This is a genomic window from Gilliamella sp. GillExp13, from assembly GCF_001690815.1.
GTDB lineage: Bacteria > Pseudomonadota > Gammaproteobacteria > Enterobacterales > Orbaceae > Gilliamella > Gilliamella bombi.
This window is the reverse complement of the sequence record NZ_LZHJ01000059.1, coordinates 57,445-79,086: the sequence shown is the minus strand read 5'-3', so window position 1 is coordinate 79,086 and position 21,642 is coordinate 57,445. Positions and strand designations below refer to the sequence as shown.

Sequence of the window (21,642 nt, the reverse complement as noted above, 5' to 3'; positions counted from 1 at the left end):
AAACGTGCAGCAATCTGCTCTGGGCTGTAATAAAGTATGAGGTATTTTTCAACTTGACACCATACCGAAGACTCTATTGGCTTACCATTACCGCTGTTTTTTCGCCTTTTCCTAGCGAGTGTTACCTCCTCATGTGCTCGATAGGTTTGATTAGGTTTTGAGTTTCTTTTTATCTCTCGACTTATTGTCGAAGGATGTCTATTGAGTAGCTGGGCTATCTCTTTTTTATTCTTTCCTGCTTGTAATAATACGAAAATCTGGTATCTTTCCTTCCTAGAAAGGTGATTATAATGCATAGCAATCTCCAAACTGTGGTGGTGCGAAGGTGCTAGTATAAATCACCTTTCTACTTTCTTCACTCCACCGTGTTTAAAATTGCACTTCATGTTTGAATCCAGGATATAAATAATAAATTGTTATTATTGGTTAATATTTTATATGAATTACCTTACCATTTCTAGAGAATTACTTAATAGTGCAAATTACTCATATTGTTTATCTAATTTGCGAAAAGACTGTAACAAATATACATAAAAACATACTCACTTATAGCCAACTAACATTTCACGTTTTGAACCAAATCCTTTTCGTTTTTGAACGATAAATCCTGCATTAATTAAATGACGACGAACAAATCCTGCTGCAGTAAAAGTAGCAAAACTACCACCAGATGCTGTCAGGCTAAAACAATTTTTAAATAAACGTTCTGTCCACATATCAGGATTCTTAGCTGGTGAAAACCCATCAAAAAACCAAGCATCAATCAAAACATTTTGCTTTCTTAAAAAATCTGAAAAATTGCTAATATCATCATTACATATCTTTAAACTAACATCGTCAAACTGGAAAGTAGAATCAATTAAAAAAGCCTGAAGTCGTTTCGATAACGAAAGTAATGTTTTATTTTTAAAAAGCACATCATTATGAATTTTTATTAATTCATCTAACGATAACGGGTACTTTTCAACACTAAAAAATGCAAGATGTTTAAGTATATGATTCGGGTTTTGACTTCTAAAATGTAAAAATGTTTCCCATAAAATAAAAAAACTTAGCCCTGAACCAAAGCCTGTTTCGCCAACTATAAATGTATCTTGCTTATGATTCAAAAAACGCTGACGTAAATCATTACCTTCAATAAATACATATCTGGTTTCCTCAATTGCGCCTTCAGTATTAAAATAAACATCATCGAAATGGGTAGAGATAGGAGTTTGATTTTCGTCCCAAGTTATAGTTGATTTATACATAATCATCCTTTAGAAGAAGCCGTTAACGAACTGTATATTAGCTTAGATTAAGTATATAATATGTAAATTAACTTATGAGGTAAATTATGCTATTTCTTTTTCGCTTAATTAGTGGTGTTATAATTGGTATTATTGTTTGTGTATTAGGCGTCATTTTTTGCCTATTTAATCCAAGAAATCCCAAAAATGTAGCAAGATTTGCTCATTTATTTAGCTTTTTCTTTAAACCTATATTGGGCGTAAAAGTTGATACCCGTACGACCCATAATATCAATAAAATAGGTGGCTGTATCTATATTGCGAATCATCAAGATAACTATGATATAGTTGTAGCAGGTGGTGTTGTGCAACCTAAAACGGTAACAGTAGGTAAAAAAAGTCTGGCTTGGATTCCTTTTTTTGGGCAGCTTTATTATCTGACTGGTAACATTCTTATTGACCGTAATAATAAATCAAAAGCTCACGGCACAATCGGACAAGTTGTTAATGAAATTAAAAAGCGCGGCATATCTATTTGGATGTTTCCTGAAGGTACTCGTAGCCGTGGGCGGGGATTATTACCGTTTAAAACAGGTGCCTTTAAAGCTGCCATTACTGCTGGAGTACCAATTGTACCGATCTGTGTATCGCAAACCAATAATATTAAATTAAACCGCCTAAATAATGGATATATCATTGTTGAAATGTTAGAACCTATCGAAACCAAAAATCTAGGCAAAGAGGATGCTAGAGCCTTAATGGAACAGTGTTATAGCCAAATGGCAACTAAAATAGCGCAAATAAATGCTGAAGCAAAACAACTAAACAATCAAAAATAAGTCATGAATAAACAAGATCGTAATTTTGATGATATCAGTAATAAATTTGCACAAAATATTTATGGCACAAGCAAAGGTCAAATTCGCGAAGCGGTAGTATGGCAAGAACTAGAAAAAGTTTTAGCTACCTATCCACACAATAAATCATTAAATATTCTAGATGCAGGTGGAGGGCAAGGTCAGATCGCCTGTCGGCTGGCCAAACTTGGGCATCAAGTAACGCTTTGCGATATCTCTGAACAAATGCTAGAACTGGCAAAACAAAAAGCTCAATCCGAAAAGATAAATATAGATTGTCTTTGTTGCCCTATTCAGCAGCTTGATAACTTAATAAACAAACAGTTTGATTTAGTCATTTGTCATGCTGTATTAGAGTGGGTTGCTGAACCAATTGAATTAATAAAATCATTAAAACAACACCTTAAATCTAATGGTTTTTTATCGTTAATGTTTTATAACTATCATGCGCTTTTGTTTAAAACGGTCACATTAGGCAATTTTGGTTACACAAAATCAGGGTTAGCAAAGCGTAAGAAAAAAACTCTTTCGCCCGATTATCCAAGAGTTCCTTCTGACGTATATCACTGGCTTACACAACTTGATTTTGATATTTTGCAAAAAACAGGGATTCGTATTTTTCATGACTATCTAATCAACAAATCCAAAGCAGAAACTCATTTTGAACAACTATTAGAACTTGAACAAAAATACTGCCAAACTGAACCTTATCTTAATTTAGCAAGATATATTTTAGTCACTGCAAAAAACAAAATGAATTCATAAAAAACTCGTCTTGCTCATGCTTTTTTAAATGAGCACTCGAAAAATTTATCATAAATCGCTATTATAAGCAGATTAGTTTTATTGATTAAGGAAAATGATCATGATTGTTGTAACAGGCGGCGCTGGGTTTATTGGTAGTAATATTGTTAAAGGTTTGAATGACCTGGGGCACAAAGATATTTTGGTGGTTGATGATCTAACTGACGGCACTAAATTTTCTAATCTGGCTGATCTAGATATTGCTGATTATATGGACAAAGATGAGTTCATCGCAGCCATTATTAGCCATGAAGATCTTAATATTGATGTTGTTTTTCATCAAGGTGCTTGTTCGTCAACCACAGAATGGGATGGCAAGTTTATGATGGAAAATAACTATGACTATTCTAAAGACTTGTTGCATTACTGTCTCGATTTCAATATTCCGTTTTTATATGCTTCATCAGCCGCTACTTATGGTGGGCGCAGTGATAACTTTATTGAAGATCGCACTTACGAAAAGCCATTAAACGTATATGGATATTCTAAATTCTTATTTGACCAATATGTAAGACAATTACTACCCAAAGCTAATTCACCAATTTGTGGATTCCGTTATTTTAATGTCTATGGACCACGTGAATCACACAAAGGTAGCATGGCTAGCGTTGCATTTCACTTAAATGAACAAATTAATAAAGGGGAAAAACCAAAACTCTTTGCAGGTAGTGAAAACTTTAAACGTGATTTTATTTATGTTGGTGATGTCGTTGAAGTCAATTTATGGTTCTGGAAAAATAAAATATCAGGAATTTATAACTGTGGAACAGGTCGAGCAGAATCGTTCCAAGCTGTTGCTAATGCGGTTCTTACTTATCATAAAAAAGATGAAATTGATTATATTCCTTTCCCTGAACATCTAAAAGGACGCTATCAAAGCTATACCCAAGCTGATCTGACTAAATTTAAACAAACTAAATGCCCAATTGAATTTAAAAATGTTGCAGAAGGAACTGCTGAATATATGAAATGGCTTAATGAACAATAAGATGGAATTGATTAAATGAAAACACTCATTATTGGTCCTTCATGGGTTGGCGATATGATGATGTCGCAAAGCCTGTATCGTACATTAAAACAACTTGATTCTAATAACGAAATTGATGTTTTAGCACCGGCTTGGTGTCGAGCGCTATTAAATAAAATGCCAGAAGTGAATCAAGCAATTGCAATGCCATTAGACCATGGTGAGTTTGCGTTAAAAAAACGTCATAAAATAGGTAAATCACTGCGTGATAACCATTATGATCATGCTATTGTATTACCTAATTCATTCAAATCAGCATTGATTCCATTTTTTGCCAAAATTCCTAAACGTACAGGTTGGAAAGGCGAGATGCGTTATGGTTTATTAAACGATCTTCGTAAACTTGATAAGCAAGCACTTCCGTTGATGATTGAACGCTATATTGCTCTTGCTTATCCTAATAGACAGGTTCATTCGGCTTCCGATTTACCACAACCACTACTATGGCCAAAACTCAATGTCGAACAAGATGAAATAACCCAAGCTCTTTCAACTTTTACTATAACACAAGATGAACCATTAATTGGCTTTTGTCCTGGTGCTGAATTTGGTCCTGCAAAACGTTGGCCCGATTATCATTACGCGGCACTTGCTGATATGCTAGTTAAACAGCACGCTAAAGTTATTATTTTTGGGTCCCAAAATGATCGCGAAGTAGGAGAACAAATTATTGCTAAAATGATACATCGCGATAAATGTATCAATCTAGCAGGTCAAACACAACTAGAACAAGCTGTTAGCCTAATTGCTGCTTGTAAAGCTATTGTGACTAATGACTCTGGACTAATGCATGTTGCAGCAGCTTTAAACAGACCACTGGTTGCTCTTTATGGGCCAAGTAGTCCAGATTTTACCCCTCCACTATCAGATAAAGCTGAAGTTATTCGTTTAATTACCGGATACCACCGTGTTCGTAAAGGCGATGCAGAACAAGGTTACCATCAAAGCCTGATCGATATTAAACCCGATATTGTTTTCGAAACCTTAATGAAACTCATCATGCGCTGTAAGAAGAGTAATGAATAATGAGAGTATTAGTGGTTAAAACATCATCCATGGGGGATGTACTTCATTCTTTACCAGCATTAACTGATGCTGCTAACAATTTACCAAATATATCCTTTGATTGGGTAGTAGAAGAAAATTTTGCCCAAATACCTAGTTGGCACTTTGCTGTAAACCAAGTGATACCGGTTGCAATAAGACGCTGGCGAAAAAATTGGTTCGCTAAAGCAATTCGTCAAGAGCGCCATGATTTTATTGATACCTTAAGACGACAACATTATGATGTGATTATTGATGCACAAGGACTCATTAAAAGTGCGTTTCTTATTACTCGTAAAGCACGGGGCATTAAACACGGTTTGGATCGCAAAAGTATCAAAGAACCAATTGCTAGTTGGTTTTATGATGTAAAACACAATGTACCTAAACAAATGCATGCTATTGAGCGCGTTAGATTACTGTTTGCAAAAAGCCTACAATATACATTACCTGATTCAATGGGTGATTATGCTATTGCGCGTCACTTTTTATCTTCATTACCTAACGATAATCAGCAATATCTAATTTTTTTACACGCAACAACACGTGATGAAAAGCACTGGAACGAAGATGCTTGGCGAAAATTAATTAAATTAGTTGAGCCTACTGGGTTAAAAATAAAATTACCTTGGGGAGCACCACATGAGCAAGCACGAGCAATTCGTCTAGCACAAGGATTCCAATACGTAGAGGTGCTTCCCAAACTTTCACTTTCAGATATAGCAACCATCATTGCGGGAGCAAAAGCAGTTGTTTCGGTTGATACAGGTTTAAGTCACCTAACTGCTGCATTGGATCGTCCAAATATTACTTTATTTGGCAAAACCGATCCTAATTTGATTGGCGGCTATGGAAAAAATCAATTTAGTATTATCTCAGATGAAAAATGCATGCAAACCATTCAAGCTGAACAAGTTTATAAACAATTAGTTAGCTTTTTATAAGTGGAATAAAAAAAATGAATTTAATGAATAAATATAGTACTCTTATTTATGAAAAATATGCGCAAATTGGCAGCAATGATCTTGGTTATATTGATGATGCCTTAGGTGCTGTTATGCAAGTATTAGACGAAGTTGTTCGTAACGAAAATGTCCCACAAGAACTAAAAGATAAAGCCGCTTATGCAGCGGCTAATTTACTGATCAGCGACTTTGATGTTAAATAGTGGTTGGTAAATTAATAATAAAACGGGTTGATTGCTCATCAGACTCAGCGTAAATTGAACCTTTATGTGTTTGAATAATGGATTTGACGATAGCAAGCCCTATTCCAGTGCCTGAATTATCATTACGATGACGTGATTCGTCAACTCGATAAAACCGATCAAAAAGGTGTGGCAAATGTTTACTATCAACTCTCTTGCCTGGGTTCGAAATGATGATTCGAACTCGCTTTTCACTTACTTGACTTAAAATTATAGTGATAGTCTGATTTTCAGGTGTATAACGAATTGCATTGGATAAAATATTACTGATTGCCCTTCTTAACATCATCTTATCACCTTGAATATGGGAGCAATTTCCTTCAAGATTAAAGGCAATATTCTTCTCGTCGGTAAGTGGTTCAAAATATTCACACATCATTGTGATCAAGCTATGTAAATCAATATTGATTAAATTAGGCACCAATTGACGATTATCTGCTTGTGCTAAAAATAACATATCAGAAATCATCTGTGACATTTTTTCGTATTCTTCTAAATTTGAATATAAAATCTCGCGATATTCATTAGTTGTTCTAGCATTACTCAGTACTATTTGCGTTTGAGTTGTTAAATTGGTAATAGGCGTTCGCATCTCATGAGCAATATCTGCTGTAAAATTACGTTGCCGCTGAAACACATCCTCTATCCGATTAAGCATCTCATTGAATGCTTTCACTAAACTAACATATTTAATTGGTACTAAAGAAGCAGGAATACGGTAATTTAAACTTTTAAAATTAACTTTTTCGATCTTTTTAATCAACCGATTAATTGGTTTTTGGGTAAAATAGACACTGATAAAAGAACCAATCAAGGCCAAAATACAAGCAATAGCAATAAGCAAGCCTAAACCATCGTGTAATCGCCGAATGAATTCGAGATGTAAATCACGCCCAACAGCAACTATAGTGGTATATTGTCTACCATTTTCAATCAAAACTCGTGAAGCGGCAATTCGATATGATGCTTTATCTTGATTCCAAATAGCGGTACTGTGATTTGCAATAATGGTATCAAAATCAATGTGATTTTTAGCAACAGTTAGATTAGGACCACGTGTTCGATAAACAATTTTACCTTTCTCATCAATAACATAAACAAATAGGCGATGATGTCCTGTCAAAATCAATAATAAATTTTGAATAAATTCGTCACGATTCTCATCTGGAGAATAATAAATAAGTTCACGTTCTATAGAATCAATAACCGAATTAAGTTCAGACACATTTTGTTGGATTGAAATTTTTTCAAAAGAACGTTCAATAAAAAAACTAAAACAATAAAGTAAACCGCAGGTTAATAAACAAACAATAAGAGGTAAGCGAAATGATATTAACTTATTCTGTTTCATCCAAGACATCTAACTTATACCCCATTCCACGGACTGTATGAATCAATTTTGGCTCGAAATCAGCATCAATTTTATTACGCAATCTCCGAATTGCAACATCAATCACATTAGTATCACTATCAAAATTCATATCCCAAACTTGAGATGCAATTAATGATCGTGGTAATACTTCCCCCGGATAACGTAAAAAATATTCTAATAACAAAAATTCTTTATTGGTTAAATCAATGCGTTTATCTCCACGTGTTACCATACGTTTAGGAAGATCCATGACCAGATCTGCAATACTCAATTGGGAATTATTGACTTGAGGGACATTACGTCGGAGCATAGATTTCACACGAGCTAATAACTCGGCAAACGAAAAAGGTTTTACTAGATAATCATCAGCACCTAAGTTTAGGCCTTTAACTTTATCATCCACACTTCCCATAGCGGTAAGTAACATGATAGGTGTCTCTTTGCCTGCTTCACGCAATGACTGAACAATTTTCCAACCAACTATATCAGGCAACATCACATCTAAAATAACTAGATCATAATCTTCTGTCATGGCTCTATGATAACCATCAAGACCATTATTTGTTAAATCAACAACAAACCCAGATTCAACTAGACCTTGACGAAGATACTCACCTGTTTTTTGCTCATCTTCAACTACTAACAATTTCATACTTGAATATTTCCTTTGTTATTTGTCTGGTTGTCGTAATTGCATAACACAACTATAGAATAAATGATAAACACCAAACCAATCATGATGGTTTAATGACTATTTTGTAATCCTAATGTCATTAATTAGTTGGTTTATCTTTGTTATAGTAGCTACACAATGATTCATGAGGCTAGACATTATTGTTTCATTGTTTTATTTCCTTTCATCCATTCCTTGCAATTTAATGCAGCCCTAGTTTATCTAGGGTTTTTTTTTGTTATAGATCGATGCAAGTTTACATACACCCGAAACAACAATTAGTTAGGTATGAATTGAGTATATTTTAACAAAAATACTCTACATTGAATATTAATTCCTTTTACTTTTTATACAACACAATACCCGTCTCAACATGATCTGTATAAGGAAATTGATCAAACATAGCAAAATGTTGAATTGAATGTGTTTTAATCAATAACTGTAAATTGTCACGCAATGTATTAGGATTACACGAAATATAAATAATTTTTTTATAGGTTTTTAATATATTAATGGTATTTAAATCCACTCCCCCACGTGGTGGATCTACAAGTACCGTATCACACTGATATTCATCCAAATTGATTCCTTTTAAACGATTAAACTCTCGTTCTTTTTTAATTGCACTAGTAAATTCTTCGGCTGACAACCGTACAATATCAAGATTATCAATTTGATTAACTTCAATATTATGCTGAGCTGAATAAACAGATGCTTTAGCTATTTCAGTGGCCAATACTTTGCGAAAGTTTTGTGCTAGTGCAATTGAAAAGTTACCATTACCACAATAAAATTCGAGTAAATCACCAGTTGAATTTTTAGTAACCGATATGGCCCACTGTAGCATTTTAATATTTACGGCAGCATTTGGTTGAGTAAAACTATTTTCAATTTGCCGATAAATAAACGTTTTATCCATTACTGGCAACACTTCATCAACATAATCCACATCAATTGCTATTTTTTGATTACTCGCTCGCCCTACAATATTAGCAATTACTCCATGTTCAGCTAATTGAGCTTTTAATTTTTTTGCTTCGATGATCCATCCATCACTTAACTTTTTATGATATAAAAGCGTAATTAATAGCTGACCACTTAAAGTCGAAAAATAATCAATTTGAAACAGCATATGGCGAAGTAGCAAATTATGTTGTAACAAAGGTAAAATAGTTTGCATTGCTTGATTAATTAGTTTTGTTGCAATAGGAAATTCATCAACCCGTATTCGTTTTTTTGTTTTTTTATCATACATAATATGATAAAGATCTTCACCATCATGCCAGATCTTAAACTCGGCACGCATACGATAATGACTAAAAGGTGAACAATATACCGATAATTCGGGCAGTGAAAAATCCGATAATAACGCTTTTAAATTATCTACTTTTTTTTTCAACTGTTGATTATAATTATCATTCGAGAAACATTCGGTCATATTCATTATCTAATAGTTATTAAAGAAGTATTATTTAATATGGAAATTTGAGCCAATCTGCGTTAAACAACAAAATAATTAAACATTAATTATTTAAACCAATTTAACCTCAGTAGGGTAGTATAAATAATCATTATGCATGTTATCGCTTAACGGACGCATATCTTATCACAAGCAGCTAACAATGATAAGTTTTGCTTAAATAAAACATCTAGTTTTAGATATAAAACTATGTCTTACACTGTAATAACTACCTTACAATTAATCGCTCCATAAAAATAGAATAATATTCCATCACATTTTTATTGATTGTAGTTATAACGATTAACGTTATAATGTGCCTAATAATTTTAGATGAAAAGAACACTATGACTGCACACACTTTTTCTGGTTTAGAATTAGATAATATCTTAATTCACAATCTCCAAACACAAAATATAAATACTCCAACCGTAATCCAAGCACAAACAATCCCTGTTGCTTTAGATGGCAAAGATATTTTAGGTTCTGCACCAACAGGCACAGGTAAAACGCTAGCTTTTTTAATTCCGGCCGTACAACATCTACTCGATTTTCCACGCCGTAAACCAGGCCCACCACGAATTTTGATTTTAACACCAACGCGTGAACTAGCCATGCAAATTGCTGAACAAGCCAAATTATTAACCGGATCAACAAATTTAAGTATTGCAACTATAACTGGCGGTGTTGCTTATATGAATCACGCTGAAGTGTTTAGTAAAAACCAAGATATCGTTATTGCTACAACAGGTCGATTATTACAGTATATAAAAGAAGAGAATTTCGATTGCCGAGCGGTTGAAATGCTTATTTTAGACGAAGCTGATCGGATGTTAGACATGGGTTTTTCACAAGATGTCGAAATGATATCTGCCGAAACCCGTTGGCGTAAACAAACCTTATTATTTTCTGCCACACTGGAAGGTGAAGGACTGCATAACTTTGCTACCCGTATTTTGAATGATCCAATCGAAATCAATGCCGAGCCTTCACGCAAAGAGCGTAAAAAAATCCTGCAATTTTATTATCGTGCCGATGATTTAACTCATAAAGTAGCACTCCTTATTCACTTATTAAAACAAGAAGAATTTAAAAAAACAATTGTATTTGTTCGTAAACGTGAACGTGTGCATGAATTAGCTAGTTTACTGCACCAAGCTGGTATCCATAGCTGCTATTTAGAAGGTGAAATGGTACAAACAAAACGCAACGAAGCAATAAAAAGGATCAACAATAATATTGTCAGTGTACTTGTTGCAACCGATGTTGCTGCTCGAGGTATTGATATTGACAATATTACTCATGTTATTAATTTTGATGCACCAAAAACTGCCGATATATATTTACACAGAATTGGACGCACCGCTCGAGCGGGAAAAAAAGGAACAGCTATTATGCTAGTCGAAGCGCATGATAACGAATTACTGCAAAAAATTGAGCGCTATATTAAAGAACCAATCAAATTAAGAACGATTGATGGATTACGCCCTAAAACTAAAGCACCAAAACCAGTAACTAAGAAAAAACCTTCACAAAAAGCAAAACAAAAAAGTGCGAACAAAAAGCAAGAACAAGTAAAAAAGAAAAAGATAAAACAACGCTATCGAGACACAAAAAATAAAGGCAAACCGAAAATCAATAACTAATACCGAATAATAATCATAACTTAATAGTTTAAACTTATGATACCAATCGTTTATAACAACTTTGACAATGGATTTTAATTGCTATAATGCTACGCTATATGAGTTGCAGTTAATTATAAAGGAGAAATACTATGACACTAGTCACTCGCAAAGCACCAGATTTTACATCAGCAGCAGTTTTAGGTACTGGTGAAATTGTCAATAATTTCAATTTATTACAACACATCAATGGTAAATATGCCGTTGTATTCTTTTGGCCAATGGACTTCACCTTTGTTTGCCCATCAGAAATCATTGCATTTGATCACCGTCTAGAAGAATTCAAAAAACGTGGTGTTGAAATAATTGGTGTTTCGATGGACTCTGAATATGTACATAATGCATGGCGCAATACTCCACAAGATAAAGGTGGTATTGGTGCAGTTAAATTCCCAATTGTTGCAGATGTCAAACACTCAATTATGCAATCTTATGGTATTGAACATCCTGAAGCAGGAGTTGCACTGCGAGCTTCGTTCTTCATTGACAAATCAGGAATTGTACGCCATGAAACAATTAACGATTTACCAATTGGACGTAACATTGACGAAATGATTCGTATTGTTGATGCCTTCCAATTCCATGAAGAACATGGCGAAGTTTGCCCTGCTCAATGGACAAAAGGTAAAAAAGGCATGCAAGCAAATCCAAATGGCGTTGCTAGTTTCTTAAAACAGCATGCTGACGAGATTTAATTCAGTATAATTTTTATTCATCCATGTCTTATTTTACGCTTTGCGTTACCGGAGTTAATCTCCGGTTTTTTATATAAACGCAATTAATTATAGAGTGGCATGTAATCCTACAACACCAACGATAATAATGGTGAGACCAAATATACGAGGAAAATTCTTAGGCTCATTAAATAACAGCATATTGGCTAACACGGCCCCCGAAGTCCCAAGACCAACCCAAACAGGATATACAATACTCAATTCAAGATAATGGAGCGAAAAATAGAAAAGCACAAAAGAGACAAAAAAACCTCCCCAATATAAAACCAATCTAAATAGACCTTTTTGCTCAGCATATAATTTAAGGCCTATAGCACCAATTACTTCAAAAACTGATGCAATTAAGATTAACAGCCATCCCATGATTAAATTGTCCTTATTAAAATATTAACTGTCGGCACGTTTTAGTTGTGCAACACCAATAATAATTATTGCCACAAAAAAAAGTTGAATTAGCTTAATCTCTTTATTAAAAAGTAAGATATCAATTAGCGTTGCACCAACAGCACCAACACCTGAAAATATGGCATAAACCGTGCCTGTAGGTATTGTCTTACAAGCATTGGTTAAAAACGTAAAATCAATAATAATGAGCGATACAATAATAATCCATTGCCAAAGCTCAGTTGCGATGCTAAATCCTAAAATCCAACATATTTCAAAAAAGCAGGTTAGCACCACAAATGCCCACTCTTTATTCATGCTAAACATATAGCTACCTCGTTTATGCTACTTTATTTTATGTCGTAATCAATTTTCTGCTGCAATGTGTTTAAGTATAATGCTTGATTATGCCCTATTGCCTAAAAGCAACGACAAAACAAAAGATGGTTCGCAAATAGAATTTGCCGCCAAAAGATATCAATTGTTATATGGTCCTATCCATTAAACCAAAACGCCTAACGTTCACGAAACATCATCACAATTTTTATTATTATTTTTCAATAAGTAAGTAATTCTATAATGAAGATATATAAATGGCAAGGACAAAATTACACAATTCAATGTTAGAGAGCTTATACAAACTAACCAATTCACCTCTATATAATACTTAAGCATGCAAGATATAATAAAGTTTTGTGATTTATTAGAAAAAAATAAAAAAAGTTATATCTTTTTTAATTTAACCTAAAATCGTTATAGAATGATAAAAAAACACTTTTTAGGCATTTTTTAACTAAATTGTATAATAAACATTTTGTACTTATTAAATATTGTTAATTGTGACAATACTTAATATTTTTAAACATTAGGAAAAAGGGAGCTAGCATGTCAAAAAAGACAAATAATGAATTTAAAGTTGGTATAAAAGCCTATATATCACTAATAGTAGCAATTTTATTTTTTTCAGGCTTATTTTTTAATGTAGAAGGTAAAGAATGGCTAGGAGCGTTTGATTTTACCAGTTTAAGCGGCAAATTTGGCACTATGCTACATCCTGAAAAAAATACTTTTGTGGGTGAAGGAGGTAACAGTGCAAGAGCTGGTTTTATTTTCGCCTTATCACTTATACCTACGGTTATGTTAGCGCTAGGCGTGTTAGAAATATTTACCCATTACGGCACCATTCGTGCTGCACATAAATTATTAACACCATTATTAAAACCAATTTTAGGTGTACCAGGTAAAACTGGACTTGCATTAATTACCGACCTACAAAGCACTGATGCTGGTGCTGTATTAACTAAAGAGTTATATGACGAAAAGCAAATTACTAAAAAAGACCTTATCATTATTAGTGCTTGGCAATATTCTGGTGCGGGTTTAATTAATAACTACTTCTCGATTGGTTCGGCATTATTTGCCTCAATGACTGTAGCTATTTTTATTCCTCTTATCATCATGTTAGTGCTTAAATTTGTAGGCGCAATAATGGTTCGTATAGTATTAAATTCAATTTATAAAAAGGATTTTATCAATGAGTAATTTGCAAAAACAAACTAATAACCCTTTAGATATCTTTGTAATTGGTGCTCGCAAAGGATTCAACATTGCTATTAACAATTTAATGCCCAATATTTTAATGGCATTTGTAATCACCGAAATTCTAAAACGTTTAGGCATAATGCAATTAATAGGAACTTATTGTGCACCAGTAATGGAGATTTTTGGCCTACCGGGCGAAGCAATTACCGTATTACTAACTGCATGGTTATCAGCATCAGCAGGTACAGGCGTAGCAGTTAACTTATTTACTGCAGGAACAATCAATCCAACAGCAATAACCATATTAGCCCCAGCTATTTTCTTAATGGGCTCACAATTACAATATATGGGACGATTATTAGGCGTTGCCGATGTACCAAAAAAATACTGGCCATTACTCATGTTAACCAGTATTTTTAATGCATTAGTTTCAATGATTATTATGCGATTTTTTGTTTAATAAAGGAGATAAGCATGTCTAACGTATTAGAACATTATCAATATTTACACCAAATTCCAGAGTTGGGATTTGAAGAACACAAAACATCGGCATATATCGCACAGCAACTTGAACAAGCAAGCTATAAAGTAACTCGCAACATCAATAACACAACAGGAATTGTTGCGCAATACGATAGCGGCAAACCTGGCCCTGTACTCGCTTTACGGGCAGATATGGATGCTCTAGGACATATTATTAACGGCGAACCTTGCGCAAGACATACCTGCGGTCATGATGGCCATTCATCAATATTATTAAGCTCGGCACAAGAGTTAATAAAAGAAGGTAACATCAAAAAAGGTCGATTGAAACTCATCTTTCAACCTGCCGAAGAACTTGGAACAGGTGCTTTAGCTATGATTGAAGGAGGAGCTATTGATGATGTTGATATGATTATCGGTTTACATTTACGTCCAAAAGATGAATGTCCAAAAGGCTTTGCTGCAGCGGCAATGTATTATTCAGCATCCACCACAGTTGAAGTAAATATTCATGGTATCCCAGCACATGGTGCTCGACCTCATTTAGGCGTTAATGCCCTTGATGCAGCAACACTGGCCATTCAAGCAGTTAATACCATTCACCTTGCACCTAACTTAAACTATAGTGTTAAAGCCACACGTTGCATTTGCGATGCTGGAGTCACCAATGCTATTCCATCTGAAGCATATGTATGCTGGGATCTAAGAGCGCCAACTAATCCAGCCATGGATGAACTAAAAGCCAAAACGTTAAATGCGATAAAACTCAGTGTTGAATCTATCGGTGCGAAAGTGGATATCAATGTCACTAAAGAAATTCCAGCCGCGGAAATTGATAATGATGTCACAAAAATTATTGCCAAAGCCATTGTCGATGTACTTGGCAAAGAGGGGCTAAAAGAGCCTATTTTCACCCCAGGTGGAGAAGACTTTTTCAATTATCCTTGTGAACGTAATGTCAAAGCTGGTTTTTGGGGATTAGGAGCTGATCTAACGCCAGGATTACATCATCCTGAAATGAAGTTTGACACTTTAGCATTAGAAAATGGAGTCAAAATAACCAAAGCTTGTGCATTAAAAGTACTTGGCTAATTTCCACCCTATTCCGCCGATACCTTACTTCGGCGGAAGATGATTTAAATCACAAACAAAGGATCTTTCCCTAACTTGTATAATACTGTTGATAAGCACTTAACATTTTTAAGTTAAGATTTTCACTTCAATGCCAAATAGTTACGATATTCAACAATATCTTCGATCGTCACAACTGGCATATGATACTTTTTAGCAAATTTAACAACCTCTGGCGCTCTTGCCATAGTGCCATCGTCGTTGGTTAACTCACACAGTACTGCGGCAGGCTTTAAACCCGCTAATGTTACTAAATCAATAGATGCTTCAGTATGACCTCGGCGAATTAATACACCACCTTCTTTAGCAACTAAAGGAAACACATGCCCTGGATGATTAAGATCACTTGGTTTGGCATTATCATTCACAGCAGCCTTAATAGTCGTAACGCGATCAGCGGCTGATACACCTGTTGTAACTCCATTAGCCGCTTCAATTGAGATGGTAAACGCTGTATTATTTTTACTAGTATTATTTTCTACCATCATAGACAAATTTAACTCATCACAGCGTTTTTTAGGCAAACATAAACAAACAATACCACTGCCGTAACGAATAGTTAGAGCCATTTGTTCACTGGTAATAGACTCGGCAGCCCAAATAATATCACCTTCATTTTCGCGATCTTCATCATCTAAAACTAGTACACCTTGACCGGCTTTAATAGAAGCAATTGCTTTTCTAACACGTTCAATGGGCGTTCCAAATTCATTTAAATTAAACTGATTCATGGTAAATACCTATATTTTTATTAACTCATTTATTTCATTATTTATCTAATTAAAATCAAATGGCTATTTGCTATCTAATTAATTAAGTATAAATAAAATACCAGAATCAGGGCAGTGCTTGACCAGCATGACTTTGCCTTTCAGCAAATATTGGAAAGATAAGCAACTCTCTTTTATCCAGACTTTTACTGTCGGCTTTGGAATTTCACCAAATCTGCTTGTCCTTAATCTATCAAAATCTAACTGAGCAATAAAACAACTACCACAGTTAACAAAATAAATTAAGCGCTCGTGGGCTATACCACCGGTGGGGACTTACACCCCGCCCTGAGAATTTTGCCAAAAAGTTGACGAACCACACTATAATACAAAATGATAAAAAAGACACGGAGTTTTAAAACGAAAATATTGCCGCAAACAGCGGCAATAATAGAAAGAGCAGAGTTTAATTAATGCCTACGAGTTTCACTTATGCGACGCCGTTCGGCTTTACGCATCCATAGCCACGAAATAAAGCCAATAATACCAACAATTAGCAATATAATTGTTGCTAAAGCATTAACCTGAGGATCAACCCCTAAACGTACTTTTGAAAATATCAATTTAGGTAACGTCATAGCACCTGGTCCAGTCACAAAGTTAGCAATAACCACATCATCAAGTGACAATGTAAATGCTAAAAGCCAACCTGACACTAACGCTGGTACGATCATTGGTAATGTAATAATAAAAAATACCTTTAAAGGGTTTGCACCAAGATCTAATGCGGCTTCTTCAATTGATTTATCTAATTCACGCAACCTAGCACTAATTACCACAGTCACATAAGCGGTACAAAATGTAGCATGAGCCATCCAAATAGTTATAGCTCCACGGTCTTTTGGCCAACCAAGTACCTGTCCCATTCCCACAAATAACAACAGCAAAGCCAAACCAGTAATAACATCTGGCATAACCAGCGGTGCTGTAGTCATAAACGAAAATAAATTAGAGCCTCGGAATCCTCTAAAACGAATAATAGCATAAGCCGCTAATGTACCAAGCACAACAGCAAACGTTGCAGCACCTGCAGCAATAGATAAACTTAGCCCAACAGCTTTAAGTAATGTTTCGTTATTAATTAACTCAAAATACCATTTGACCGAAAAATCCGCCCAAACTGTCACCAAACGCGAACTATTAAACGAATAAACAATCAAAATAATCATTGGGATATATAAAAACGAAAATACCACCAAAAAGATAAGTCCTTTCAAACACCGGAATAACAACGCAATGGTAACTAAAACTGTAATAATGAAACTAAAAACAAAACAGCCATAATAAAAGCTCCATTCACCCAAAAGCAATAATCCCGATGATGAAATCAAAATACTCAATAAAATCGCACCAAGCAATGACGAGATAAAAACAATCAAAGCCGATCGCATAATAACGGGCAAATTGTTCATCTATTTACCTCCCATTTGTCGATTTTGGAATTTATTGAAATAATAAATAGGCACAATCAATATCATCAACATCACACTAGCTACAGCCGAGGCAGCTGGCCAGTCATGATTATTAAAGAACTCAGTCCAAAGCTGTGTACCAATCATAATCCCTTCTGAAGGGCCTAATAATTCAGGGATCACATACTCACCTACAGCAGGAATAAACACCAACATCCCCCCAGCAATCACCCCATTTTTGGTTAAAGGTACAATGATCTTAAAAAATGTCTTTATCGGTTTACAACCTAAGTCTAATGCAGCTTCGATTAACGTTGAATCGACCTTACTTAACGACGTATAAATTGGCAATACCACAAATGGTAAATAAGAATAAACAATACCAATATATACAGCAAAGTAGGTTTTCATAATAATCAAAGGCTGATCAATAATCCCTAACCACATTAAAAAATGATTTAATAAACCATTAGGATTCAAAATACCAATCCACGCATAAACACGAATTAAAAATGATGTCCATGAAGGTAAAATGATTAACAACAATAAAATATTACGGGTTGACTGTTTGCACTGAGAAATAGCCCAAGCCAACGGGTAACCAATTAAAATACAAAGCACGGTTGAAATCGCAGCAATCTTGAGTGATTGCAAATACGAATCAATATAAATCGTATCACTAATTAGATTTAAATAATTGCCAAAATTTAACGTAATATTAAGCAAACCATCGTCATAACTTAACAAATCAGTATAAGGTGGTACAGCTAAAGCAATTTCAGAAAAACTGATCCTAAATACGATTAAAAATGGTAACAAAAACAGTAATAGCATCCATAAATAAGGGATCGCAATTACGGTTAACCGTCCATAAAGAGTCATTAAATCCGAATCATCTCGTTGTTGACGCAATTTTTTATATGTATAAAAAATTACAACTAATCCTGCTGGAATAAATAAAATACTGCCAGCAATAATAAGCCGATAAGCAAATTTAGACGGCCTATAATGCGCTAAAAAACAACCAAAGCATGACAATAAAAAACTCAATGTCATTGCGGTAAATAGCGCATCTAAAAATAAATTGTCAAATGCACCTGTTGTTACAAAACGCCAATAAACATTGAGCAACACAAATGCATTTAACAACAATCCTAATACAATGGATCGCATTATGATATCCTCTTTTGTTTATTCAGTAAGCACAACACAACTGTCAACTTCCCAACTTAAGTTAACTATATCACCCCAAGTTGGCATTCCTTTACGATAACGATGCTCATTTTGCAATTGTGCAATAATAACTTGCCCACTTGGCAATTTGACATGATAAATCGATAAATCCCCAAGATAAGCGATTTCAACAACTTCACCTGTAGCGCAGTTATAACCATCTTCAGGTAATTGTTCACATAATTGAATTTTTTCCGGGCGCAAAGCAACTTTAATCGGCACGCCTTCAACCGCAGGCGAATCATAATCGACTTTAAATGGATGTTTAATAGTAGGACAACTCAAAATCAAACCATCTTCTAACGTTTCTTGCAAGATACCGTCGAAAATATTAACCGAACCAATAAACTCAGCACTATAACGGCTATTTGGATGTTCATAAATTTCTTCTGGCTCACCAATTTGCACAAATTGACCTTTATTCATAATAGCAATACGACCAGCCATAGTCATAGCTTCTTCTTGATCATGGGTAACCATAACGCAAGTTGCACCCACTTGTTCTAAAATGCTCACCACTTCAAGTTGCATTCGATCTCGAAGTTGTTTATCAAGTGCACCCATTGGCTCATCAAGTAACAATAATTTTGGTCGTTTGGCTAAGCTTCTTGCTAAAGCTACACGTTGGCGCTGACCACCTGATAATTGGTGTGGTTTACGTTTACCAAATTGCTCCATATGTACAAGTGCTAACATCTCTTCAACGCGATGTTTAATTTCGCTATTGCTTAATTTATCTTGTTTTAAGCCAAAGGCAATATTTTGTTCAACCGTCATGTGAGGAAATAAAGCATACGATTGGAACATCATATTAATAGGACGATTATAAGGCGGAACCTGTGATAAATCTTTTCCATCTAAAATGATTTGCCCCGAAGTCGGTTGCTCAAAACCAGCTAGCATACGCAATAATGTTGATTTACCACTTCCAGATGCGCCTAATAATGCAAAGATTTCACCTTTATATATAGTCAAATTTACATCATCAACGGCATAATAATCATCATTAAAAACTTTTGTTAAATTTTTGATCTCCAATAAAGGAGTTATCATCTTTTTTTTAGGCTGTACCTGATTTGTTGTTTTATCGTTCACTCTTTTTTCCTCATAACAACAAGCCAAAAAAAACGAGACGGAAAGACTCATAGCCTCTCCGTCTTGGATTATTAGTTAAGACTCGATATACAAAATATCGCTTATTTACCAGTTTTGAGCTTAGTCCACGTACGGGTAATTACACGCTCAAGTTTTGGATCTTTAACTTTTAAAGTGAATAGTTTTTTCATCACTTCTGGTTTTGGATAAACTGCTGGATCATTTTTCACTTCTGGTTTTACAAAATTTTCATTAGCAACCTGATTAGCGCTAGCAAAGTTAACATCGTTAGTAACTTGCGCTGCAATTTCTGGTTTCATAACAAAGTTTAAAAACTCATGAGCTTCATCTGGGTTTGCTGAATCTTTTGGAATAGCGAAAGTATCAAAAAAGACTAAAGCACCTTCTTTTGGTATCTGATAACCAACATGCACACCGTTATTTGCTTCGTTAGCTCTATCTCGTGATTGTAAAATATCGCCAGACCAACCCAAAATCACACAAATATCGCCATTAGCTAGATCGGTAATATATTGTGAAGAGTGGAAGTAACGAATATTTGGACGAACTTTTTCTAACAGCTCATAGGCAGCACCAGTATAATCCTTGGCATCTGTACTATTTGGATCTTTACCTAAATATTGAAGAGCACTAGCAAAAATTTCAGTAGGCGCATCCAAAAATGCCACACCACAATCTTTTAGCTTTTCCATATTTTCTGGTTTAAACACTAAATCCCAGCTATCAACTGGTGCATTATCACCTAGACGCTCTTTAACTTTATCAATGTTATAACCGATACCTGTTGTCATCCATACATAAGGGATAGCATATTTATTATCAGGATCATGCGTTGCCATTAATTTCATTAGATTAGGATCTAAGTTTTTCCAATTAGGCAATTTATTCTTATCTAATGGAAGATAGATATCAGATTTAATTTGTCTAGCTAAAAAGCTATCTGAAGGCGAAACCACATCAAAGCCAGAATGACCCGCCATTAATTTACCTTCAAGAGCTTCGTTAGAATCATAAACATCATAAACCAGCTTAATACCAGTCGATTTTTCAAAATCAGAAATCGTATTAGAACCAATTTGCCCTGCCCAATTGTAAAAATGTACGACACGATCTTTAGCTATAGCAGATTGAGATAACGCTAGTGAAACACCAGCCACGATTGAAAGAATTGTTTTACGTTGAGTAAACATGCTCACCACTTCTCCTCTAGTTGTAGGGATATTACATGTTAGACACAAGCCCATTGCAAAGACACAACGGACCCCCAAATTTTACTATCGACATTGTTAACAATAATAAAAATTATCAAAGTAACAACCATCTAGCGAAACCGAGGTAATCAGGCAATCACAAGTCATTAATAAAATAAATGAACTAGTAGAGCTAACCTTGCATTACGAGGGATAAAATACCTTTTTTTTTAAAGATGTCCACTTAAAAAATCAAATATTGAAAGTTTAAAGATTGAGTGGTTGTATTT

22 protein-coding genes, 1 pseudogene and 1 riboswitch are annotated in these 21,642 nt (G+C 34.6%); of the genes and pseudogenes, 11 read left to right on the top strand and 12 right to left on the bottom strand.

The window, feature by feature from the left end:
- Window positions 1-296, bottom strand: a 296-nt coding sequence (locus tag A9G37_RS04355) for a helix-turn-helix domain-containing protein (RefSeq protein WP_065574730.1), incomplete at its 3' end; no start/stop codon positions are given.
- Between the two features lie 246 nt (window positions 297-542).
- Window positions 543-1,250 carry a tRNA (5-methylaminomethyl-2-thiouridine)(34)-methyltransferase MnmD gene (gene mnmD / locus A9G37_RS04350; protein WP_065574729.1) on the bottom strand — a complete coding sequence of 236 codons (708 nt, stop codon included), beginning with the start codon at window positions 1,248-1,250 and terminating at the stop codon, window positions 543-545.
- Window positions 1,251-1,336: 86 nt separating this feature from the next.
- Between mnmD and A9G37_RS04345 the strand changes: the two genes are divergently transcribed.
- The 6 genes from A9G37_RS04345 to A9G37_RS04320 all read left to right on the top strand — a co-directional run bounded on the left by A9G37_RS04345 (window position 1,337) and on the right by A9G37_RS04320 (window position 6,129).
- Complete coding sequence (locus tag A9G37_RS04345; RefSeq protein WP_065574728.1) at window positions 1,337-2,068, top strand: 1-acylglycerol-3-phosphate O-acyltransferase; 732 nt, start codon at window positions 1,337-1,339, stop codon at window positions 2,066-2,068.
- A gap of 3 nt (window positions 2,069-2,071) precedes the next feature.
- Window positions 2,072-2,851 carry a methyltransferase domain-containing protein gene (locus tag A9G37_RS04340; protein ID WP_065574727.1) on the top strand — a complete coding sequence of 260 codons (780 nt, stop codon included), beginning with the start codon at window positions 2,072-2,074 and terminating at the stop codon, window positions 2,849-2,851.
- A gap of 100 nt (window positions 2,852-2,951) precedes the next feature.
- The gene (gene rfaD / locus A9G37_RS04335; RefSeq protein WP_065574726.1) at window positions 2,952-3,878 is read left to right on the top strand and encodes an ADP-glyceromanno-heptose 6-epimerase; all 927 of its coding nucleotides are present in this window, start codon (window positions 2,952-2,954) and stop codon (window positions 3,876-3,878) included.
- Between the two features lie 15 nt (window positions 3,879-3,893).
- Window positions 3,894-4,943, top strand: a complete 1,050-nt coding sequence (gene rfaF, locus A9G37_RS04330) for an ADP-heptose--LPS heptosyltransferase RfaF (protein ID WP_065574725.1) — start codon at window positions 3,894-3,896, stop codon at window positions 4,941-4,943.
- Complete coding sequence (gene rfaC / locus A9G37_RS04325) at window positions 4,943-5,905, top strand: lipopolysaccharide heptosyltransferase RfaC (protein WP_065574724.1); 963 nt, start codon at window positions 4,943-4,945, stop codon at window positions 5,903-5,905. Before rfaF ends, rfaC begins: the two co-directional genes overlap by 1 nt.
- 23 nt (window positions 5,906-5,928) lie before the next feature.
- Window positions 5,929-6,129, top strand: coding sequence for a YaeP family protein (locus A9G37_RS04320; protein ID WP_034914884.1), 201 nt, complete (start codon window positions 5,929-5,931; stop codon window positions 6,127-6,129).
- Here A9G37_RS04320 and A9G37_RS04315 read toward each other — a convergent pair.
- From A9G37_RS04315 to trmA, 3 genes are all read right to left on the bottom strand, one after another.
- Complete coding sequence (locus A9G37_RS04315; RefSeq protein WP_176701860.1) at window positions 6,122-7,519, bottom strand: heavy metal sensor histidine kinase; 1,398 nt, start codon at window positions 7,517-7,519, stop codon at window positions 6,122-6,124. The genes A9G37_RS04320 and A9G37_RS04315 overlap by 8 nt on opposite strands.
- Window positions 7,506-8,192: a heavy metal response regulator transcription factor gene (locus tag A9G37_RS04310; protein WP_065574722.1), complete on the bottom strand. Its 687-nt coding sequence runs from the start codon at window positions 8,190-8,192 to the stop codon at window positions 7,506-7,508. The genes A9G37_RS04315 and A9G37_RS04310 overlap by 14 nt, the downstream gene beginning before the upstream one ends.
- A 361-nt stretch (window positions 8,193-8,553) precedes the next feature.
- Window positions 8,554-9,651: a tRNA (uridine(54)-C5)-methyltransferase TrmA gene (trmA, locus tag A9G37_RS04305; RefSeq protein WP_065574721.1), complete on the bottom strand. Its 1,098-nt coding sequence runs from the start codon at window positions 9,649-9,651 to the stop codon at window positions 8,554-8,556.
- Window positions 9,652-10,019: 368 nt separating this feature from the next.
- Here trmA and srmB point away from each other — a divergent pair, with 368 nt between their 5' ends.
- Both srmB and A9G37_RS04295 read left to right on the top strand, forming a co-directional pair.
- The gene (srmB, locus tag A9G37_RS04300) at window positions 10,020-11,318 is read left to right on the top strand and encodes an ATP-dependent RNA helicase SrmB (protein ID WP_065574720.1); all 1,299 of its coding nucleotides are present in this window, start codon (window positions 10,020-10,022) and stop codon (window positions 11,316-11,318) included.
- A gap of 131 nt (window positions 11,319-11,449) precedes the next feature.
- A complete protein-coding gene (locus tag A9G37_RS04295; protein ID WP_065574719.1) occupies window positions 11,450-12,052 on the top strand; it encodes a peroxiredoxin C in 603 nt (200 codons plus the stop codon).
- An 87-nt stretch (window positions 12,053-12,139) separates the two neighbouring features.
- Here the strand turns inward: A9G37_RS04295 and A9G37_RS04290 are convergent, their stop codons facing one another.
- Together A9G37_RS04290 and A9G37_RS04285 are read right to left on the bottom strand one after the other, a co-directional pair.
- Window positions 12,140-12,454, bottom strand: a complete 315-nt coding sequence (locus A9G37_RS04290; RefSeq protein WP_065574718.1) for a DMT family transporter — start codon at window positions 12,452-12,454, stop codon at window positions 12,140-12,142.
- Window positions 12,455-12,478: 24 nt separating this feature from the next.
- Window positions 12,479-12,802 (bottom strand): DMT family transporter, encoded by a 324-nt coding sequence (locus tag A9G37_RS04285; protein WP_218059302.1) that lies wholly within the window; start codon window positions 12,800-12,802, stop codon window positions 12,479-12,481.
- Between the two features lie 558 nt (window positions 12,803-13,360).
- On the opposite strand from A9G37_RS04285, the gene A9G37_RS04280 reads away from it, so the two are divergent.
- Genes A9G37_RS04280 through A9G37_RS04270 form a run of 3 tightly spaced genes read left to right on the top strand, consistent with a single transcriptional unit; the run spans window position 13,361 to window position 15,592 of the window.
- Window positions 13,361-14,017 (top strand): nucleoside recognition domain-containing protein, encoded by a 657-nt coding sequence (locus tag A9G37_RS04280; RefSeq protein ID WP_065574717.1) that lies wholly within the window; start codon window positions 13,361-13,363, stop codon window positions 14,015-14,017.
- Entirely contained in the window at window positions 14,010-14,477 is a 468-nt protein-coding gene (locus A9G37_RS04275; RefSeq protein WP_065560153.1) for a YjiG family protein, read from the top strand. The genes A9G37_RS04280 and A9G37_RS04275 overlap by 8 nt, the downstream gene beginning before the upstream one ends.
- 14 nt (window positions 14,478-14,491) lie before the next feature.
- Complete coding sequence (locus A9G37_RS04270; protein ID WP_065574716.1) at window positions 14,492-15,592, top strand: amidohydrolase; 1,101 nt, start codon at window positions 14,492-14,494, stop codon at window positions 15,590-15,592.
- A 122-nt stretch (window positions 15,593-15,714) separates the two neighbouring features.
- On the opposite strand, the gene ribB is transcribed toward A9G37_RS04270, so the two are convergent.
- The 5 genes and pseudogenes from ribB to A9G37_RS04245 form a co-directional block, all read right to left on the bottom strand.
- Window positions 15,715-16,362, bottom strand: coding sequence for a 3,4-dihydroxy-2-butanone-4-phosphate synthase (ribB, locus tag A9G37_RS04265; protein ID WP_065574715.1), 648 nt, complete (start codon window positions 16,360-16,362; stop codon window positions 15,715-15,717).
- Window positions 16,363-16,523: 161 nt separating this feature from the next.
- A riboswitch (FMN riboswitch) is annotated at window positions 16,524-16,701 on the bottom strand.
- Between the two features lie 110 nt (window positions 16,702-16,811).
- A complete protein-coding gene (locus tag A9G37_RS04260) occupies window positions 16,812-17,570 on the bottom strand; it encodes an ABC transporter permease subunit (protein ID WP_141671052.1) in 759 nt (252 codons plus the stop codon).
- Window positions 17,571-17,813: 243 nt separating this feature from the next.
- Window positions 17,814-18,683: pseudogene (locus A9G37_RS04255) on the bottom strand (ABC transporter permease subunit); the annotation flags it as partial.
- 321 nt (window positions 18,684-19,004) lie between these two features.
- Complete coding sequence (potG, locus tag A9G37_RS04250; RefSeq protein ID WP_034910718.1) at window positions 19,005-20,141, bottom strand: putrescine ABC transporter ATP-binding subunit PotG; 1,137 nt, start codon at window positions 20,139-20,141, stop codon at window positions 19,005-19,007.
- 101 nt (window positions 20,142-20,242) lie between these two features.
- A complete protein-coding gene (locus A9G37_RS04245; RefSeq protein ID WP_034910715.1) occupies window positions 20,243-21,352 on the bottom strand; it encodes an extracellular solute-binding protein in 1,110 nt (369 codons plus the stop codon).
- Between the last annotated feature and the right edge of the window lie 290 nt (window positions 21,353-21,642).